This window comes from Actinacidiphila sp. DG2A-62 (genome assembly GCF_035825295.1).
In the GTDB taxonomy this organism is placed as follows: Bacteria; Actinomycetota; Actinomycetes; order Streptomycetales; family Streptomycetaceae; genus Actinacidiphila.
This window is the reverse complement of sequence record NZ_JAYMGI010000002.1, coordinates 7390652-7408373: the sequence shown is the minus strand read 5'-3', so window position 1 is coordinate 7408373 and position 17722 is coordinate 7390652. Positions and strand designations below refer to the sequence as shown.

General features: G+C 68.2%; 17 protein-coding genes and 1 pseudogene. 14 read left to right on the top strand and 4 right to left on the bottom strand.

Annotated elements, in window-relative coordinates; all coding sequences use genetic code 11:
- The first annotated feature begins 346 nt into the window (after positions 1 to 346).
- Positions 347 to 1459 carry a glycoside hydrolase family 18 protein gene (locus VSR01_RS32930; protein WP_326452635.1) on the top strand — a complete coding sequence of 371 codons (1113 nt, stop codon included), beginning with the start codon at positions 347 to 349 and terminating at the stop codon, positions 1457 to 1459.
- Positions 1460 to 1673: 214 nt separating this feature from the next.
- Here VSR01_RS32930 and VSR01_RS32925 read toward each other — a convergent pair whose 3' ends face one another.
- The gene (locus tag VSR01_RS32925; RefSeq protein WP_326452634.1) at positions 1674 to 2195 is read right to left on the bottom strand and encodes a MarR family winged helix-turn-helix transcriptional regulator; all 522 of its coding nucleotides are present in this window, start codon (positions 2193 to 2195) and stop codon (positions 1674 to 1676) included.
- A 202-nt stretch (positions 2196 to 2397) separates the two neighbouring features.
- On the opposite strand from VSR01_RS32925, the gene VSR01_RS32920 reads away from it, so the two are divergent.
- The 6 genes from VSR01_RS32920 to VSR01_RS32895 all read left to right on the top strand — a co-directional run bounded on the left by VSR01_RS32920 (position 2398) and on the right by VSR01_RS32895 (position 8033).
- Positions 2398 to 3039 carry a UbiX family flavin prenyltransferase gene (locus VSR01_RS32920; protein ID WP_326452633.1) on the top strand — a complete coding sequence of 214 codons (642 nt, stop codon included), beginning with the start codon at positions 2398 to 2400 and terminating at the stop codon, positions 3037 to 3039.
- A gap of 37 nt (positions 3040 to 3076) precedes the next feature.
- The gene (locus VSR01_RS32915; RefSeq protein ID WP_326452632.1) at positions 3077 to 4498 is read left to right on the top strand and encodes a non-oxidative hydroxyarylic acid decarboxylases subunit C; all 1422 of its coding nucleotides are present in this window, start codon (positions 3077 to 3079) and stop codon (positions 4496 to 4498) included.
- On the top strand, positions 4495 to 4740 hold the full coding sequence (locus tag VSR01_RS32910; RefSeq protein WP_326452631.1) for a non-oxidative hydroxyarylic acid decarboxylases subunit D: 246 nt from the start codon (positions 4495 to 4497) through the stop codon (positions 4738 to 4740). Before VSR01_RS32915 ends, VSR01_RS32910 begins: the two co-directional genes overlap by 4 nt.
- Before the next feature lie 150 nt (positions 4741 to 4890).
- Positions 4891 to 5991: an NADH:flavin oxidoreductase/NADH oxidase gene (locus VSR01_RS32905; RefSeq protein WP_326452630.1), complete on the top strand. Its 1101-nt coding sequence runs from the start codon at positions 4891 to 4893 to the stop codon at positions 5989 to 5991.
- Positions 5992 to 6173: 182 nt separating this feature from the next.
- Positions 6174 to 7631 carry a catalase gene (locus tag VSR01_RS32900; RefSeq protein ID WP_326452629.1) on the top strand — a complete coding sequence of 486 codons (1458 nt, stop codon included), beginning with the start codon at positions 6174 to 6176 and terminating at the stop codon, positions 7629 to 7631.
- Between the two features lie 72 nt (positions 7632 to 7703).
- Positions 7704 to 8033: a MoaF-related domain-containing protein gene (locus VSR01_RS32895; protein ID WP_442785600.1), complete on the top strand. Its 330-nt coding sequence runs from the start codon at positions 7704 to 7706 to the stop codon at positions 8031 to 8033.
- A gap of 968 nt (positions 8034 to 9001) precedes the next feature.
- Here the strand turns inward: VSR01_RS32895 and VSR01_RS32890 are convergent.
- From VSR01_RS32890 to VSR01_RS32880, 3 genes and pseudogenes are all read right to left on the bottom strand, one after another.
- Positions 9002 to 9424, bottom strand: a complete 423-nt coding sequence (locus tag VSR01_RS32890; protein ID WP_326452627.1) for a hypothetical protein — start codon at positions 9422 to 9424, stop codon at positions 9002 to 9004.
- Between the two features lie 454 nt (positions 9425 to 9878).
- Positions 9879 to 10796: a hypothetical protein gene (locus VSR01_RS32885; RefSeq protein WP_326452626.1), complete on the bottom strand. Its 918-nt coding sequence runs from the start codon at positions 10794 to 10796 to the stop codon at positions 9879 to 9881.
- 856 nt (positions 10797 to 11652) lie between these two features.
- Positions 11653 to 12112 (bottom strand): annotated as a pseudogene (locus VSR01_RS32880) (telomere-associated protein Tap); the annotation flags it as partial.
- A 75-nt stretch (positions 12113 to 12187) separates the two neighbouring features.
- Here VSR01_RS32880 and VSR01_RS32875 point away from each other — a divergent pair.
- The 7 genes from VSR01_RS32875 (at position 12188) to VSR01_RS32845 (ending at position 17658) form a co-directional block, all read left to right on the top strand.
- Complete coding sequence (locus VSR01_RS32875) at positions 12188 to 12532, top strand: hypothetical protein (protein ID WP_326452625.1); 345 nt, start codon at positions 12188 to 12190, stop codon at positions 12530 to 12532.
- Positions 12533 to 12566: 34 nt separating this feature from the next.
- Positions 12567 to 13292, top strand: coding sequence for a class I SAM-dependent methyltransferase (locus VSR01_RS32870; RefSeq protein WP_326452624.1), 726 nt, complete (start codon positions 12567 to 12569; stop codon positions 13290 to 13292).
- Positions 13293 to 13479: 187 nt separating this feature from the next.
- Positions 13480 to 13974, top strand: a complete 495-nt coding sequence (locus VSR01_RS32865) for a DUF4231 domain-containing protein (protein ID WP_326452623.1) — start codon at positions 13480 to 13482, stop codon at positions 13972 to 13974.
- A 183-nt stretch (positions 13975 to 14157) separates the two neighbouring features.
- Positions 14158 to 14808 (top strand): hypothetical protein, encoded by a 651-nt coding sequence (locus VSR01_RS32860; protein ID WP_326452622.1) that lies wholly within the window; start codon positions 14158 to 14160, stop codon positions 14806 to 14808.
- A 914-nt stretch (positions 14809 to 15722) separates the two neighbouring features.
- Entirely contained in the window at positions 15723 to 16145 is a 423-nt protein-coding gene (locus tag VSR01_RS32855; RefSeq protein ID WP_326452621.1) for a hypothetical protein, read from the top strand.
- A complete protein-coding gene (locus VSR01_RS32850; RefSeq protein ID WP_326452620.1) occupies positions 16142 to 16780 on the top strand; it encodes an HAD-IA family hydrolase in 639 nt (212 codons plus the stop codon). The genes VSR01_RS32855 and VSR01_RS32850 overlap by 4 nt, the downstream gene beginning before the upstream one ends.
- A 590-nt stretch (positions 16781 to 17370) precedes the next feature.
- Positions 17371 to 17658 carry a helix-turn-helix transcriptional regulator gene (locus tag VSR01_RS32845; RefSeq protein ID WP_326452619.1) on the top strand — a complete coding sequence of 96 codons (288 nt, stop codon included), beginning with the start codon at positions 17371 to 17373 and terminating at the stop codon, positions 17656 to 17658.
- The last annotated feature ends 64 nt before the right edge of the window (positions 17659 to 17722 follow it).

The following is a 17722-nucleotide window of genomic DNA, read 5'->3' as shown; positions in this document are numbered from 1 at the left end:
AAGGAGCCCCATACGTGGCCTTGGTCTGGCCGGTACCGTCCGTCAGGGTTTCCACGTCGGTGTGGCTGTCGTAGCCGTAGTAGCCGTCGGTGGTGGTGGTGGCCGCGCCCTGGACCGTCTGAGAGATGGGCGGGCTCGCCCTCGACACGCCTGCCGCCTCGGGGACACGGACCGGCGACGTGCCGTCGTGGGAGAAGCCCGGTGCGCCGCATGCGCTGATGAACCTCGTGGGCTCGAAGGAGCCGGCGATTCGTCATGGTATGGAGCCCTCATTGACAAGGTCCAGACCAATCCGTCACGGTGGCACACCCCTTCACGGAGACTCCCTAATCGCCAGGAGGCGTTCATGCGTGTGCTGCTCGGCAGAGTGAAGTCCTTCGCGGCGGCAGCCGCACTCGCGGCCGTCGCGGCCGCCCTTCCCGCGGCCGCTCCCGCCACTGCCGCGAGCGCCGCGGCCGGCAACGCTCCGCAGGTCTACGGCGCATGGCACTGCGGCGACGACGCCTGCACATGGGCAACCGTCCGCGACATGACCGACTTCGACCACAACAACCACTGGCTCATCGACCGCGGTGACGGCCGCCCCTCCGTCAACCTGGTGGTGCTCAGCTTCGTCAACCCGCTCACCCTCCTCAACGGCACGACGAACAGCGGCAACGCCGACGGCGTCCCGGTCGGCATGAACCAGGCGGTGGTGAACTATTTCACCAGCCACGGCATCCGCGTGATGCTCTCCATCGGCGGCATCACCTACACCGACGACTGGAACAGCGCGCTCGCCCAGAACCCCACACTGCTCGGGCAGAAGGCCGCCGCGCTGGCCACCCGGCTCGGCGTCGGCATCGAGATCGACTACGAGCAGAGCTCCGGTCCGAACACCGCGGGCCTCCAGGCGTTCATCGACGCCTACCGGGCCGCGCACCCGTACGACGCCTCGGGCGCCGATCCGACCGCGCGGCTCACCATCGACGTCGCGGCCGGCGACCGCTGGCTCATCGCCCTCGACCAGTACGCGACCGCGCACTGGCTCACCCCCGGCGCCCCGGTGCTGGACTACGCCAACGCGATGGTGCCCAGCAAGCAGCCGTCGGCCGGCGGCGCGGAGTCGAACTGGCAGGAACACATCACGGGCAAGGCCAACTACAGTCCTCCGATCCCGCCGCTGGCCCCCGCGAAGTTCACCGGCAGCCTCTATATCGCCGAGGGCTCCCAGGTGAGGCCGGAATGCACCGACTTCTCCTCCTCGCTGCAGAACGCCACCGGCAGCTGGACGCAGAACGCGGCACCGGCCGGCGCCGGCACCACCAACGGCCTGCTGGGGTACATGTTCTGGGCCGCGGAACGCCCCTCGACCCGCGGCGTGACCACCGACCCGCCCAACACCTGCGAGGGCGGTGTCGGCGCGGGAGCGAGCGCCTACTCCGTACCCGTCCCGATGCCGCCCCTGCGGCAGAGCTGAGCTGAGCACCGCTGCTCGCGGCCGTGGAGGAGATCAGCTTGCGTCCGGCCGTCCGCTCGATCTCCTCGCGGAGTTCGCCGGAGCTCGTCAAGAAGGAGTGCGCGAACTCCTTGGGGCCGTGCGTCAGCAACTCCTCCACGTCGGCCGGTTCGAGATGCGACGCGATCGCAACGCCGGCCGACGTGGACCACGCCCGAGCGTGTCCCGGTACGGCTCACGTCGCGTCATGAACGCCGAGGATCTTGTACGCCAGGTGGAAGAACTGTTCGCGTTCGGCGGGCGACAGGTCTCCCAGCAGCAGATCCTCGACCTGGGCGGCATAGGGGGCGAGCCGAAGGACTGTCTCGCGCCCGGTTGACGTGAGAACGAGGACCTTGCGGCGCGCGTCGGCCGAGTCCCGTTCCACGGTGAGCAGTCCTCGCGTCCTCAGCCTCTCCACGATGGGCGCGGCAGTGGACTTGTCCAGGCTCGCGTGGCGGCCCAGACTGCGCTGGTCCATTGCCCCGCGCAGGTAGAGCACGCCGAGGACGGTGAACTGGGGCCCCGTGATGTCGTCGGGCAGCGTCTGCTGCCACAGCCGGGTGCGCTGCTGGAACAGACGCCTGATGACGTTGCCGGCCCCCGAGATTCCCCGGACCACGGATTCGTCGCGGCTGACCGCGTGGGCGCCGCCGTTCCCTTCGCCTCCGGCGCGGGCGCCCTCCTCGCTGATCCGGGCGCCCTCCTCACTGATCATGCTGTGCTCCTCCTGCGCGCATGTCGAGCCAACAGGCTGCCAGGCTGCCACGAGCTCTCGCCTCCCGCCCACCGGCCGCCCCGCTCCGCCGCGTCGACGACAAGGCCAGGGACCAGCCGCTCGCATTGGGACGTACACGGAGTATCGTAGTCCGAGAAGAAGGGACGTGTACGTCCTTTCTCTGTCGTTGGAAGGCGCGTTCATGCGACTCGTCGTAGCCATGACCGGAGCCACCGGGGCTGTCATCGGCATCCGGCTGCTGGAGGCGTTGCGCCACATGGAGGTGGAGACGCATCTCGTGATGAGCCGGTGGGCCCGCGCGACCATCGCTCTGGAGACCGACTGCACCGTGCCGGAGGTGGCAGCGCTGGCCGTCGTCAACCACAGACCGCAGGATCAGGGAGCGTCCATCTCCAGCGGTTCCTTCCCCACCGACGGCATGGCGATCGTCCCGTGCAGCATGAAGACGGTCGCGGGTATCCGCGCCGGCTTCGCACAGGATCTCGTCGGCCGGGCGGCGGATGTGACTCTCAAAGAGGGCCGCAAGCTCGTCCTGGTCGCCCGCGAGACCTTGCTGTCCACCATCCACCTGGAGAACCTGCTGGCGCTGTCCCGCATGGGCGTGACGATCCTGCCTCCGACGCCGGCCTTCTACAACCACCCCAAGGATCTCGACGACGTCGTCGACCACATCGTCGCCCGCACCCTCGACCAGTTCGGGCTCCGGCTGCCCACTGCGCGCCGCTGGAGCGGACTGGCCGTCGAACGCCACTCACGGGCCGCCGCGCCCGCCGAGTCCGAGGGCCTCCATGACGTCCTGCCCGCGGACGACACCATCGCCTGACCCCGGGCAGGTCCCCAAGAAGGACGAAGGACAACCCATGGCCTATGCCGACCTGCGGGAATTCCTCGAAACCCTGCGGAAGAACAACCAGCTCCTGAACTACTCCGACCCCGTCAGGCCCGAGCCCGACCTGAGTTCCGCGGCCGCCGCCACCACCAACCTCACCGACCGCGGGCCGGCCCTCCTGTTCGACACCATCGAGGGGTACGAGCAGGGGAAGGCCCGCGTGGCCCTCAACGTCGTCGGCTCCTGGCCCAACCACGCCCTCATGCTCGGCATGGCCAAGGACACTCCCGTCAAGGAGCAGTTCTTCGAGTTCGCCGAACGCGGGGAAGCCTTTCCCGGCCGGGTCGAGCGCCGTACCGACGCCCCCTGGCAGGAGCACACGCTGACCGAGGGCATCGACCTCTTCCAGATCCTGCCGCTGTTCCGCCTCAACGAGCACGACGTCGGCTCCTACATCGACAAGGCGATCGTCGTCACCCGCGACCCGGACGACCCGGAGCACTTCGGCAAGCAGAACGCCGGCATCTACCGCATTCAGGTCAAGGACAAGGACCGTCTGGGCATCCAGCCGCTGGCCGCACACGACATCGGCCTGCACCTGCACAAGGCCGAGGAACGCGGCGAGAACCTCCCCATCGCCATCGCCATCGGCAACGAACCCGTCATCTCCACCGTCGGCGGCATGCCCCTGGCCTACGACCAGTCCGAATACGAGATGGCCGCCGCCATCCAGGGCGCCCCCTACCGCATCGCCAAGGCGCCCCTGACCGGCCTCGACGTGCCGTGGGGCTCCGAGGTGATCCTCGAAGGCGAGATCATCTGCGGCGAACGCGAGATCGAGGGCCCCTTCGGTGAATTCACCGGCTACTACTCCGGCGCCCGCAGCCAGCCCGTCATCCGCGTCACCCGGGTCAGCCACCGCACCGACCCCATCTTCGAGCACCTCTACCTCGGCAAGCCGTGGACGGAGATGGACTACGCCCTCGCCCTGAATACCAGCGTCCCGCTGTACCGGCAGCTCAAGGCGGACTTCCCCGAGGTCGTGGCGGTCAACGCCATGTACACCCAGGGCCTGCTCGGCATCATCTCCGTCAAGCAGCGCTTCGGCGGCCACGCCAAGGCCGTCGGCATGCGCGCCATGACCACCCCCCACGGCCTGGCCTACTGCAAGGTGATCATCGTCGACGACGACGACATCGACCCCTTCAACCTCGCCCAGGTCATGTGGGCGCTGTCGGTGCGCTTCCACCCCCAGCACGACCTGGTCACCGTGCCCAACGGCTCCGTACTGGCTCTGGACCCGAGCTCCGACCCGGACGGCATCGTCCACAAGGTGGTCATCGACGCCACCACCCCGATCTCGCCCGAGACCCGCGGCCACTACGCCCACGAGGTGGCCAACCCGTCAGCCACCGCGGCGTGGGAGACGCTGCTGAAGGGACTGATCACATGACCTCCCCCCTCGACACCACCGTCTGCCCGCGCTGTGAGCAGTCCACCGTGCGCGTCATGACCACCTCGCCCGTGCCGGGCGCGTGGACCATGCACGTCTGCGACACCTGCTTCTACAGCTACCGCTCCACCGAGGGCCCCACCGCCACCGACCCCGCCTCGTTCCCCCAGGACTGGAAGGTCGACCCGGCCGACATCCCGGGCATGCTCGCCATGCCACCGGTGCCCCAGCGCCGCGGCTGATCCCTGTCACCCCTGGGCCCCCGCCGAACCCCACCCGCACAACCCCCGGCGGACACCTCCATACCCGCCCTGACCCGCCCTGCAGACCACGCGAGTCGATCGCGGCGCGTCGCCGCAGGTCCGCCACAGCCACGCACAAGGAGTCGTGAGTTGAGCTCCCTCTTCACCCCGTACCCCGCCAGGTCCCTGACGATCCCCAACCGCGTCTGGATGGCGGCGATGTGCCAGTACTCCGCGGCGCCGGAGGGCGACGCCATCGGAGCCCCCAACGACTGGCACTTCACCCACCTCGCCGCACGCGCCACCGGGGGGACCGGACTGATCATCACCGAGGCCACCGCTGTCAGCCCCGAGGGGCGCATCTCCCCCTACGACCTCGGCATCTGGAACGACCACCAGGTGGAGGCGTTCCGCCGCATCACCCGCTTCCTCAAGGAACAGAACACCGTCCCGGGAATCCAAATAGCTCATGCCGGCCGCAAGGGCTCGACCGAACGCACCTGGGTCGGCGGCCGCCCGATCGCGCCAGACGCCGAGTACGGGTGGCTTCCGGTGGCGCCCAGCCCACTGCCGTTCGACGACGACCGCCCCACCCCGCACGAGCTCACCCGCGACGAGATGGCCGTCATCGTCCGACAGTTCGCCGACGCCGCCCGCCGCGCCCTGAACGCCGGCTTCGAGGTCGCCGAGATCCACGGCGCCCACGGCTACCTCATCAACCAGTTCCTCTCCCCCCACACCAACCACCGCACCGACGAGTACGGCGGCGCCTTCGAGAACCGCATCCGCTTCGCCCTCGAGGTCTGCGACGCGGTCCGCGCCGTCTGGCCCGACGAACTCCCGCTGTTCTTCCGCATCTCGGCTACCGACTGGCTCACCGAGAACACCGACGACGACCGCGAAGGCTGGACCGCGGACGACACCGTCGCCCTCGCACCCCTCCTGCTGGAACACGGCATCGACCTGATGGACGTCTCCAGCGGGGGCAACGCACCCCATGCGAAGATCCTCGTCGGCCCCGGGTACCAGGTCCCCTTCGCCGCCCGCGTCAAGAACGAGACCAGGATGCCCGTCGCCGCCGTCGGTCTGATCACCGAGCCCGACCAGGCCGAGCGCATCCTCGCCGACGGCCAGGCCGACGCCGTCCTCCTCGCCCGCGAACTCCTGCGCAATCCCTCCTGGGCCCGCCAGGCCGCCCGGCAGCTCGGCGGCGACGTCCACGTGCCGAACCAGTACCACCGTTCCGTCTGACCGACCCGGTCACGGCCGCCGTCCAGAACCCCAACACATCCGTAACTAGCTTTTATCTTGTCTTAGACAATGTCTATCGTAGGATCGCTTCCAGCGACAGTGAGGCAGGCGCCGACCGAGGCCCGGCCGCCCGCGGATCGAGCCCGTAGGCCCAGATGAGCTTCCCGCAAAGGAGAACGGCGATGACCGAACGCCCGTCGACGACCACCCAATCCGGAGCCCCGGTCCCCAGCGACGAGTTCTCGCTGACGACCGGCTCCGACGGCGTCACCGCGTTGCACGACAGGTACCTGGTCGAGAAGCTCGCGGCCTTCAACCGGGAGCGCGTGCCCGAGCGCAACCCGCACGCCAAGGGCGGCGGCGCCTTCGGCACGTTCACCGTCGAGGAGGACGTGTCACGCTACACGCGCGCCGCGGTCTTCCAGCCGGGCGCGACGGCGGAGACGTTGGTGCGGTTCTCCACCGTGGCCGGTGAGCAGGGCTCGCCCGACACCTGGCGTGACGTGCGCGGGTTCGCGCTGCGCTTCTACACCGCAGAGGGCAACCTCGACATCGTCGGCAACAACACCCCGACCTTCTTCATCCGCGACGCGATGAAGTTCCCGGACTTCATCCACTCCCAGAAGCGGCTCGGCGGCTCGGGCCTGCGTGACGCCGACATGCAGTGGGACTTCTGGACCCTCTCGCCCGAGTCCGCACACCAGGTCACCTATCTGATGGGCGACCGGGGCCTCTCCCGCTCCTGGCGCCACCTCAACGGCTACGGCTCGCACACCTATCAGTGGATCAACGCCGACGGTGAGCGGTTCTGGGTGAAGTACCACTTTCTGTCCCGGCAGGGCGTGCGAGCGCTGGGAGCCGAGGAGGCAGAGCGTATCGCCGGGGCCGACGCGGATTTCTATCGCCGTGACCTTCACCAGGCGATCGAACGCGGCGAGTTCCCCGCCTGGGACATGTACATCCAGGTCATGCCCTACGAGGAGGCGAAGACCTACCGCCTCAACCCCTTCGACCTGACCAAGGTGTGGCCGAAGGCCGACTATCCGCGCATCAAGGTCGGCTCCTTCATCCTGAACCGCAATCCGCGCAACTTCTTCGCCGAGATCGAACAAGCGGCCTTCTCGCCCGGAAACCAGGTACCGGGCACGGGGATCTCCCCGGACAAGATGCTCATGGCCCGTGTGTTCGCGTACAACGACGCCCAGCGCTACCGCATCGGCGCGAACTTCAGCCAACTCCCGGTCAATCGACCGCACGCCGCCGAAGTGCACACCTACTCGCACGAGGGTCAGATGCGATACCACTTCGCCGAACCCGAGCACCGCAGCTACTTCCCGAACTCCTACGGGCCGGCCGGCGGCCCCGAACCCGACCTCGCCAGCGGGCTCGACGAGGCCGGCTGGGAGACCGACGGCGAACTCGTTCGCAGCGCCTACACGCTGCGCCCCGACGACGACGACTTCAGCCAGGCGGGCACCCTCTACCGCAGTGTGTTCACAGCCGAGGAGAAGACCCGCTTCGTCGCGACCCTTGCCGGACAGTACAAGGCGCTGACGGTCCCGGCGATCCAGGAGCGTTTCTTCTGGTACTGGCGGCGCGTCGACGCGGACCTTCCGGACGCGATTCGCGCCGCCCTGTAGTTCCCTTGTAGTTCCCTTCGGCGACGCCCCCGAAGCTCCACGATCAACCGCTCGGCACATGAGAGGACAACCGTGACTCTTCCCTTGCTTCCCCCGTTCGCGGGCGGCAGCTTTCTCGTGACCTATCCGCCCCTCACCGCGACCAACACCTACGCCGCGGACTCCCCGACGGTCAGCTACGAGATCGTCGCCGGCGAAGGAGCCGGAACACGGGGCAGCAGCGCGTACACATGGTCCCGCATCGGCTCCGGCCTCTACGTGATCTCCTGGCAGGAGGAAAGCGGCGCCACGGTGGTCCACGTCGACGACTTCGAGGCCGGAACGTCCCTGTCGTTCTTCACCACGCCCCAGCTGGAGCTGTACCGCATGGAAGGCCGGCTCGCGCGCCAGGTCCAGCCGTGAGCCGGCCCCGTTGCGGACCAACGGATCGAGCGTAGCCGCCGGCGGCCTCGGCCTCCCGCCGCGCCACCGCGGCGGCGATCTCCTGGTCGGTGCGCTCGGGGAGACCACGGTCGCCTCGCTGCCGCCGCCAGGCCGCTCCTGCCGCCGCCAGGCCGCCCCTTCTCCCGGCGACCGGGCCGACGAGAACACACCCGGCGGGCGCAGAACCGGTCACCGATACGGCACCGCCCAGAAGCAACAGAACTGTGCGCGGAAGCGTGATAGCGGTGAGGACCAGAGCAGCCATCGCACCGCCGTGGGCAGTGGCCGCCCAACCGAGGGCGAAGTACATGGCCGCGTCGCCAACGAGCGAGGCAAGGGTTCCGGCGAGCCAAAGCAGATACATCCGCGGGAGCGCCGGCCGGGCGGGGGCTGGCATGCCGCGTGCGGCAGGGATTCGGACAGTTCCAAAACCCGAGCACACCATTACACCCGGCGCTCGGTCGACCTGGCCGGCGCGGCGCTGTCCGCGCACCTGGGTGGAGGCAAGATCGACCCCGCGCCGGGTCCCAAAACCGAGGCTGGTCCCAAAGTGGTCCCAGAGGCGACGCCGAAGCGGCATCTGCGGTTCGTCCGCTGACAGGGTCCGGGAACGCGAAGAAGCCCGCTGAGCTGGAGTTTCGTGCTCCGCCAGCGGGCTTCGTGCACCGTCGGGACGACAGGATTTGAACCTGCGACCCCTTGACCCCCAGCGTCCGGCCCGCCGTGAGGCACCGTCCGTCGGAGTCAGCTCCCGTCCCGACGGTGCAGGTCAGCGCTCGGTCAGCGCCTCCGCCATGACACCGACTACCCATCGGTGACGGACAGTCCGTGAGAGCTGCGTGAGAGACAGCGGCCGAGCTGTGGCGCCTCGGCCAGGAGCCCAGCGGGTCACTGGAAGGACTTCGCTGGATCAGATCAGCTCGTATCGGCGTCGACGCACCAAGGTGTCAATCCGCGGTGACGCCCCAGTAGCCGATCTCCGACGGGCGGCCGTCGACGTACAACGGCGTACACCTGCCGGAGCCCCGCCCCGGATATTCGAGCAGCCCGGAGTCGAGCGCGTCGAGCCACTCCTCACGCGTCGGCGCGCCGCCGGCCGCCCAGGTCCGTATCTCACGGTCCGTCAGCGGCCGCATCATCGCCACGTCATCGTCCGCCCCGGCATCGATCAGCCGCCACTGGTCCAGCACCGTGCCGGTACCGCCCGTCAGCACGAACTCCTGCCACTCCTCGTCGGCCCACAGCTCGTCGATGGCCCGGCCCCCGAAGCCGTAGTCGTCCCGCTCCAGTTCCCGTTCCTGAGCCCGCCGGAACGCCGCCGCCAGATCCTCCTCGTACGGCCCCGTCTGCGACCACCCGTCACCGCCCACCGTGCAACCTCCCCAGCTCACAACCACTCACCCGGCACCACTCACCCGAAGCGGCACCCACATCGAAGAGCGTAAGCGGCACCACCGACAGAGCAGCCGCGTCCACACCCCGGCCCTGCGACACCGTCCCGATCCGCCCCCCGCGTTGCACGGCGTACACGCTGCCGGACCACGACCGCTCCATCTGGGCGAAGGCACCGCCGCCACACAGACTCCCCCGCTGCGCCAACGAGTCCGGCTACGCCATCGGCCCACCCGCGCCGAGCGCACCGCGACCTCACGGGACCCTCGTGCCTGCCGGCGTCCGAGCCGGTCGCTTCGACCCTTCCCATGGCGCGCGAGTAGAGGCGATGCCGGTACGCCAACACCCCCACACGTATGCGCACGCGCGAACCGCAGCCAGGACCGCGGCCAACGGCGCACCACTCGCCAGAGCCCCAGGAGGAGCAAAAAGTCACGCTGAGCGGGAGATCTCCGCCGCATCGCGGAACACCAGCCGCACCGGGGACTCTTCCCGCTCTGCTCGATCCCGACTGGGAGTGCCGTGCCGCAATACCGGCGCCACTGCCTCCCACACCGCCGCCACCCGCGGATCGGTGTAGTCCCCGTACTCCTCGGTGGCCAGCAGCCACACCCCACCGGACCGCAACGGCTCGACCCGCGCGAACGCACCGCTCGCCCGCAGCACGTCGATACCGCCAAGGCTCTCGGCGAGCTCGTCAGCGCAGACGGTCAGCCAGTCATAGCCCCGCAGAACCTGCCGCGACGCCGCGATCGCCTCCGAGTAAACGGTCCACGGCGGCCCGGTCACCGCCTCCAGAGCCGTCAGCGGGTACGCACCGTAGTCGTACGAGATCTGCCCGTACGACGGGTTCACCTCATCGCAGAACGCGTGCATAAAGTCCAGCCACGCCCGCTGCGTCGCCACATCCTCCAGCCGACTCTCCGGCGCCTGGAAATTCACCCGGCACCAGCCATCGGCGTCCTCGACCATCTCCGCCTCGAAACGGATGAGCCTCTCCCCCGGAATCGTCGACGTCTCCAGAAGATTGAACCCCAGGTTCATCCCCTCGATCCCCTTGACCGCCTCCTTCTCCGCCCAGGCGATCGCCGCATCCTCCACGACCTTCCCGACCTGGCGCAGCCCGCTCTTCTGCATGCGAGTAATGGAGACATACCCCCACTCCACTCCCGCCGGCCCCAGAAACCCATTGGTCACCCTGCCCTTGGGCACCGACCCATCCGCAGAAACACGCCGCAGCAGATTTCCCGCCAGCGCCCGGGCACCCCCGACCACCCACTCCACCGCCCGCCGCCCGAACTCCTCCCGACTCCCGACCTCGAAATCGACCTCACACAACACCGTGACCACGACCCCACCCCCATCCATTCCCGCCACTCGCCTCCGAGCTCGCAACACCGCGACCCGATGCGCGCCAACCGAAGGCCTGAAGAGTCAGCGGTCCCCGCTCAACCTGAATCCGACGATCCGAGCCGCGGAGTCGTCAGCAGAAATCTCAGCAACGTGAACCATACCCGCTCCCTGCGGCCAGGCGAACTCCAAGCACTCCTCGTCGCTCAACTCACAGGCCTGGGAAGCAGCATCGAACAGCACGATACGACCTGTCGACTCAAAAGAGCCGCAGGACGTCCACGTGAGGTCCTCCATGCTATCGCGCACTACATCCGTCACCGATGCTTCGATATCCACTGGCCCCTCACCGTCGCGCGGCATCGCAGTAACACCGATGCCCTCTACGGAACAGGCGCCAGCGTACTCATTCTGCGACGCCGACCACAGGGCAGCCCCGGGATTCACATACGGCCGCCAACGGACCACCCGGAGAATCGATCCACTCCACCCTTGTTCTCACCACCTTGATCCTTAGCGCACGCAACATTTCCGGACAACAGAAGTCATGCGCCCGAGCCCTGGCACAGCCGCCATCCGCTGACGTCTCCGTCGGGCGCTGCCAGATGGCCCCAGTGAAAACACGCCTTCGCGCAGGGTCAGCACATGGAAGCGCATGCACCTCGCCTAGCTATTTTCCGATAGCGAGCTGAATTCTCACCGGGAAGGTCACGTCATCTACAAAAGCACGCCGCTCACATTCCCCGCCGCACTCCGAAACCTCATCTGCACATCCTCGTTCGGGTCATGAATAACCATGACACCCGACTTCGGCGAGAGCAGTGCGGGAAGGCAGTCTGCGGCGATCCTGGCGGCATCAACGAACTAGCTCCCGCGTGCCTTCGTGCTTGACCATCCCCGGCGAGACCCCGTGCCGGAACGTGCCCGGCGCCGGCTTCCCGGCCGCGTCGTACGGCAGCACGTCCAGCGGGGAAGGGCCGGCGGCCGGGTAGACGACGCAGTCCGACAGCAGCGCGATCGGCAGCAGCGCATCCTCGCCGAACACCACGGCGCCGGTCGGCGGCGGCGTGCTACTGGCGGCAAGCGCGGTCTTGAGCAGCTTGCGGTGGATGTTGACCCGGGCCGCCGAGATCACCGCCGCCCGGATGTCCGGGCGCCACGTCAGCCGCTCCAACGCCGGCCACCGCTCCCCCGGCCGGTACCGCGTGCCCTGCGGGCGCTCGCGCAGCTTGCCGATGCCGCCCTTGACCGTCGACTTGATCGCCGACAGCACCGCCGCCATGCGAGGGGTCGACGGACTTGTGGATCGCCATCGCCTCCACCGAAACGCCACGCGGGCATACCTTCCGATCTGGACGAAGCCCGATCTCCGGCTTCGACGGCACCGTTCATTGACCGGTGGTGGCTTCGAGAGGACCGGGCTCATCAAGCACGAAGCAGGCTGGAGCAAGCAAAACCTGCGGCAGATCACGCTCCGGTGGCAGGTTCCGCTCTGGCTGCTCAAGCGAATCCTCAGCCCACGATTCCCCAACGAACGGCCAGTGCCCCGGCCGAGCATGCCCGAGGACTACTACCAAACGATCAAGGACCACGACGCACAAGGGCTCATCGCAACGCTATCGTGGCGATCGTTCCTCGACGTCCACCACACCTGGCTCACCCTCACGACCATCACGAGGCTCTACCTCAGCTTCGCCCGAGAACCCCAGCCAGCCGCGTCCGGCGAAACCCAGTAGCTCTTCGAGGTCGGCTCTGCATACGTTCGGCCGCATGGCAGACGACTGCTTCGGGCACCCACGACTCGCCGCGATCTACGATCCGCTCGACCCCGACCGCAGCGATCTCGATGTGTACCTCCGGATGACGGAAGAGTTCGGGGCGCACCAAGTTCTGGACATCGGCTGCGGCACCGGGGTGTTCGCACTTCTCCTGGCCGGCCGCGGGGTCGACGTCGTCGGCATCGATCCCGCCCAGGCATCCGTCGACGTCGCCCGGGCCAAACCGGGCAGCGAGCGAGTGCGCTGGATCTGCGGTGATGCCACAGCCCTCCCGCCATTGCAGGTCGACCTCGCGACGATGACAGCGAACGTCGCCCAGGCCATCGTCGATCCGGACATCTGGCAGAAGACGCTGCAGGGGGCCTACGAGGCACTACGGCCCGGCGGGCACCTGGTCTTCGAGACCCGTGATCCGTCCAGACGCGCCTGGGAAGAATGGACCCGCGAGCGCTCCTACCGCGTGACGGAGATCCCGGGCGTCGGCTCCGTCGAGAGCTGGGTCCAGCTGATCGAGGTGAGCCAGCCCCTCGTGACCTTCCGCTGGACCTACATCTTCGCCGCGGACGGACAGGTGCTGACCTCGGATTCAACGCTGCGCTTCCGGGAGCGCGACGAGGTCGAGACGGACCTGGTCGCCCACGGCTACGTGCTGCAAGACGTCCGCGATGCGCCTGACCGGCCAGGCAAAGAGTTCGTCTTCCTCGCACGACGCCCCTGACACAGTGATCCACGCCACTCAAACTTCGATGGCACACGCTCAAAGTGCGATGTCACAGGACATGCGTGATTGACCGCGAACGCACGGTCACGAGTGGGGAGTTGAGCAACTTGGCCTGAGATGCAGAGGACGATCAGGCGTCACGGTTGGAGCGTGCCGACGCAGCGCTGCTCGCGAAGGTCTACGGGTGGCTGCCTCTACCTACCCGTCAACCGAGCACCGCCGACGCCTGTACCGCCAGGAGGTCGCCGACGTCATCGATCAGTTCCAGCGCGAGAGCCGCAAGTACCGGCGCATCCACAACAGCTTGCAGTCCCTGATCATGGTGGGCGCGACGTCGACGACCACCATCGCCTCGCTGAACACCGCCGATGACCTAACCTGGCAGAACGTCCTAACCATCGCCATCAGCTTCGCCATCACGCTGGCGGCCACCTTCACCGGCTACTACAAGTTCCGCGAGCGCAGCTACTTCCTGCGCGAGACCGCCGACGCCATCGAGGAGCAGGCCAACGCCCTCGCCCTCGGAGTCGGCGAGTACACCGACCTCAACGAGAAGGATGCACTGAAGCACTTCACCGGCGTCGTCGAATCCCTGCGCGGTGAGCAGCGACGCCGACAGCAGCAGCTGGACCAGCCCAACCAGGTGGCCGCAGCTCCGGCTGGCCAAGCCAGTGAGTGACGTCCGAGGGCACGAAACGCGCCACTTCCGACCGAACACCCAACGTGCACACCCGGTCACTCAGTACCGTCTTGGTTATGACGACCGACGGGACACCTGACGGACTGACCGGCTGGCCTGTGCGATTAGCGCTGTGGGCCTGCACGCTGGTCACCGTGCCACTACCTGTGGTTCCTGGAAGCCATGGGTGACCGGTGGGGCGACCTGTTGCCGGCCGGCGACAGCGCGAAGCCCTGGATGGCGATCGTCGTCCCCGGTGCCGCGTTCAGCTTCACCCTGATCGCGGCCATGTCTTGGTGGTACAGCGGCCTGTACTCCAGGCCGATTTGGATGGGGCGCACCCGGTGGTGGCTTCTAATCGTCTTCGTCGCCGCCCTGTCCATGGCGGCCGGCGTCATCGGCACCACGAACCGCGACTTCGGCGACGTGCTCATGGTCGCGGCGATCACCTTCACCGGCATGACCGGCCTGTGGCTGCTGCCGGCGGCCGTGTCCCCCGAGTGCTCAGAGGGTTGCCCAAGCGGGGCGAGTCCAAGGCGGGCCCGTCCTGACACCACCAGCCGTGCAGCCCTGCCGCGTGCCGGTGACGATCCAAGGGAGAGGCCGATGAGATGGCTGTGGCTGGCCGCACTGACGGCGCTCGCCGTCGTGATGGCGGTGCTCACCCCGTACGTCTTCCACCACGAGTCCAACGCCCAAGCCGTCGGCTGGTGCATCATGCTCGCCTGCACGGTCTTCGGCGTCGGCCTGCTGGTCCGGGCCGAACTCCTCATCCGAGCGATGGACCGGCGCCCCAACGGCGATCCGGCTGGCCCTGACTGCCCGCGGCCCTGACCCCTCGCCTGATTGAGCTGCCGGCAGCCCGCCGGTGTCACGCCCTGGCCGCGTCGGCGAAAGTGACGTCCTGCGCGCGGTGCACGCGGCACACCGGCTCAGTATGTGACAGGTCACGGCGGCCTGGTCTTTCGGAGCGGAGGGGGCAGCCCGACGGGCAACGGCAACGTGTAACCGACTCGCTTGGTCTCTCGGAGACATCTCTCGATCTGCCGCCGCCAGGGGGCACAGCACTCGGCAGGGGCTCGCGGGGGCTCGATGCCCGTCCGGTTCGCCACCGCCATCAGTCGACAGCGGGAGACGTGCGAACCGGACGACGAGGAAGCCTCCCTATCCCAGCCCTCGGGAATTGCATCAGACGGGCGAGAAACTGCAGGTCGCGAGGTCAGGGCGGCACCCAGCGGGGACTTCATCCTCCTACAACTTAGTGGCCTGATCAGGGAGTTTGGCACTTCCCGCACCACGGGCCGACCGTGGTGCCCGGCCTGTCAGCGCCGCCCGGCATCATGCTCGGAATGCGGGAGATTCGAGGCGGTCGTCTCCGGCACGCTCGACGAGCCCCTTTGCGTAGACTGCACCGTCCCTGAGGTCTAGCACACCTGCCCCACCTGTAACGATCCCGACTACCCGCACCCCGGCCAGTGCGCGCGTGCCTCATCAACCGACGCCTCAACGAACTGCTCGGCCCTGCGTCCAATGCCCTCCACCCCGGCCTCGAAGCACTTCGGCGCAACATCGCCACCACCGAGCACCCCATCACCGCCAGGCGGTGGCTGAACAAACCTCCGTCTCCCCGGTCCTGGCCGACCTCGCGGCCGGCCGACGAGCCCTCACCCACGAGGCCCTCGATGAACTGCCCGACAGCCCTCCCCTCGCCCACCTCCGCCAAGTCCTGGTCGGCGTCGGCGCCACGCTTGGCCATCGAGGACGTCGAGGTCGGCGCTCACGAAGTACGTCTACACCTCGGCAATGCACCCATACAACTGACCGAGCCCGTCGCCGAACTGGCCCGCATGGTCGCCGCGAACCGCAAGGGCCACGCGACCATCGGCGCCCTAACACCATCACCTTGGCTCTTTCCAGGCGGCCAGCCCGGACGGCCGATCAGCACCACACAGCTGACCCAGCGGCTGAACAACCTGGGCATCCGGCCCAACCAGGCCCGCAGCAGCGCACTCTTCCAGCTCGCCACCGAGATCCCCGCCGCGATCCTCGCCCGCACCCCGGGCATTCACACTGACATCGCCGTCGCCTGGCAACGTCTCTCCGCCGGCGACTGGGCCACCTACGCCGCCGAAGTGAGCGCGCGGAAAGCCATCACCAAGGAGTACTCATGATGACCACACGCCCCTACGACGCCGTGCTCTGCGACATCGATGGCGTTCTTCGACACTGGCCCACCGCCAGTGACATCGAAAGCAGCCATGGACTCCCGACAGGCGCAATCGCGGCAGCAGCCTTCGCCCCGTCTCGCCTGCACCCCGCAATCACAGGAAAGATCACCGACGAGCAGTGGCGCTCCGCAGGGGCTGCGGACCTCGCTGCGATCTGCGGATCGGCTGACCGCGCCCACGCCGCAGTCACCGACTGGTCCAGTCTGGTGCCCCGCGTCGATCACCAGGTCGTGTCCCTCCTCGCCCAAGCCCGCACGGTCGCAACCGTCGCCTTGGTCTCCAACGCAACCACCCGGCTGGAATGGGACCTCGCCCAGCAAGGGCTCGACGATCTCGCCGACGCCGTGGTGAACACCTCCCGCATCGGGGTCATGAAGCCTGATCCACGCGTCTACATCACGGCCGCCGCACAGGCCGGTGCCCCGGTCCACCGCTGCCTGTTCATCGACGACACTGCCGCCAACGTCACAGCAGCCCGCGAAGTGGGGATGACCGCCCTCTACTACCGGCAGATCGAAGATCTCCGCAGTGCCCTGGCACCTCTCCTCAACACAGCACCAGATGCACAGCACACGTGACCCGCAGGGGCATTCGGACAGTTCCAATACCCGACGTCACCATTAATATTCGTCCCACGACAGCAGGGGCCAGTGCCCATCAGTCTCTCGTTCGCGCAGGTCAACCCCCGTAGCTCAGCGGATAGAGCAGGCGCCTTCTAGGCACCTGCTACAACGCCTGCGCGGCGGCGTTCGGCGCTGCCCACTTGCCAAGCAGCACGGAAAGTTCCGTCAGGCAAAACGCGTTTCGTGGTGAAGATGGTTGGTGCACCGCAGGTCAGGCACCGCTAGGGCGTGTCCGCAAAGTCGTGTCGTCGCCCGGAGGGCGGCCCCGCGGCGTCTGGTGCTCCCCCAGGGCTTCGCCTGGGCGGCGCCCCCAGATCGCAAGGCGGAGGGTCGTCCTCGTAGTGGGCCTACTCGGACGGGCCCGACAACGCAGCTGGGGGCACCCCCGGCCGCCAGGCTGGGGGAGCGCGTGCCAGGCGTCGCGGGGCAGGCACGACTTTGCGGACACGCCCTAGAGCTGCAGGAGGCAGCACGCGATGCCTCCTGCCAGCGCAGACGGTCCTCGTCGGCCGCGGTGGACCCAGTGATCATCACCGAGGAAGTGCATGCCGCAGCACGCCATCTCGCCGGAGCCGACCTCCCTATCGGCTTCGCTCACCGCCCGACCGGCCCAGGCAGGCCCACTCGCCTCGCCCTTGCTGACCACCGAGGAGGTGGCCCGGCTGCTGCGGGTCGACCCCTCCTCGGTGCGGCGGTGGCGCGCCGAGCAGCCGCCGCAGGGGCCGCCGTTCATTCGCCTGTCCGAGCGCGTCGTCCTCTACGCCGCGCAAGACCTTCAGCACTGGCTCGACACACGCCGCACCACACCCCACCCGCGGCAAAAGGCGGCCTGATTGCCCTACCGCCACCAGCTCCCCGTCGCCGTCCCGCTGTCGCACGACATCGAGCACCGCCAGG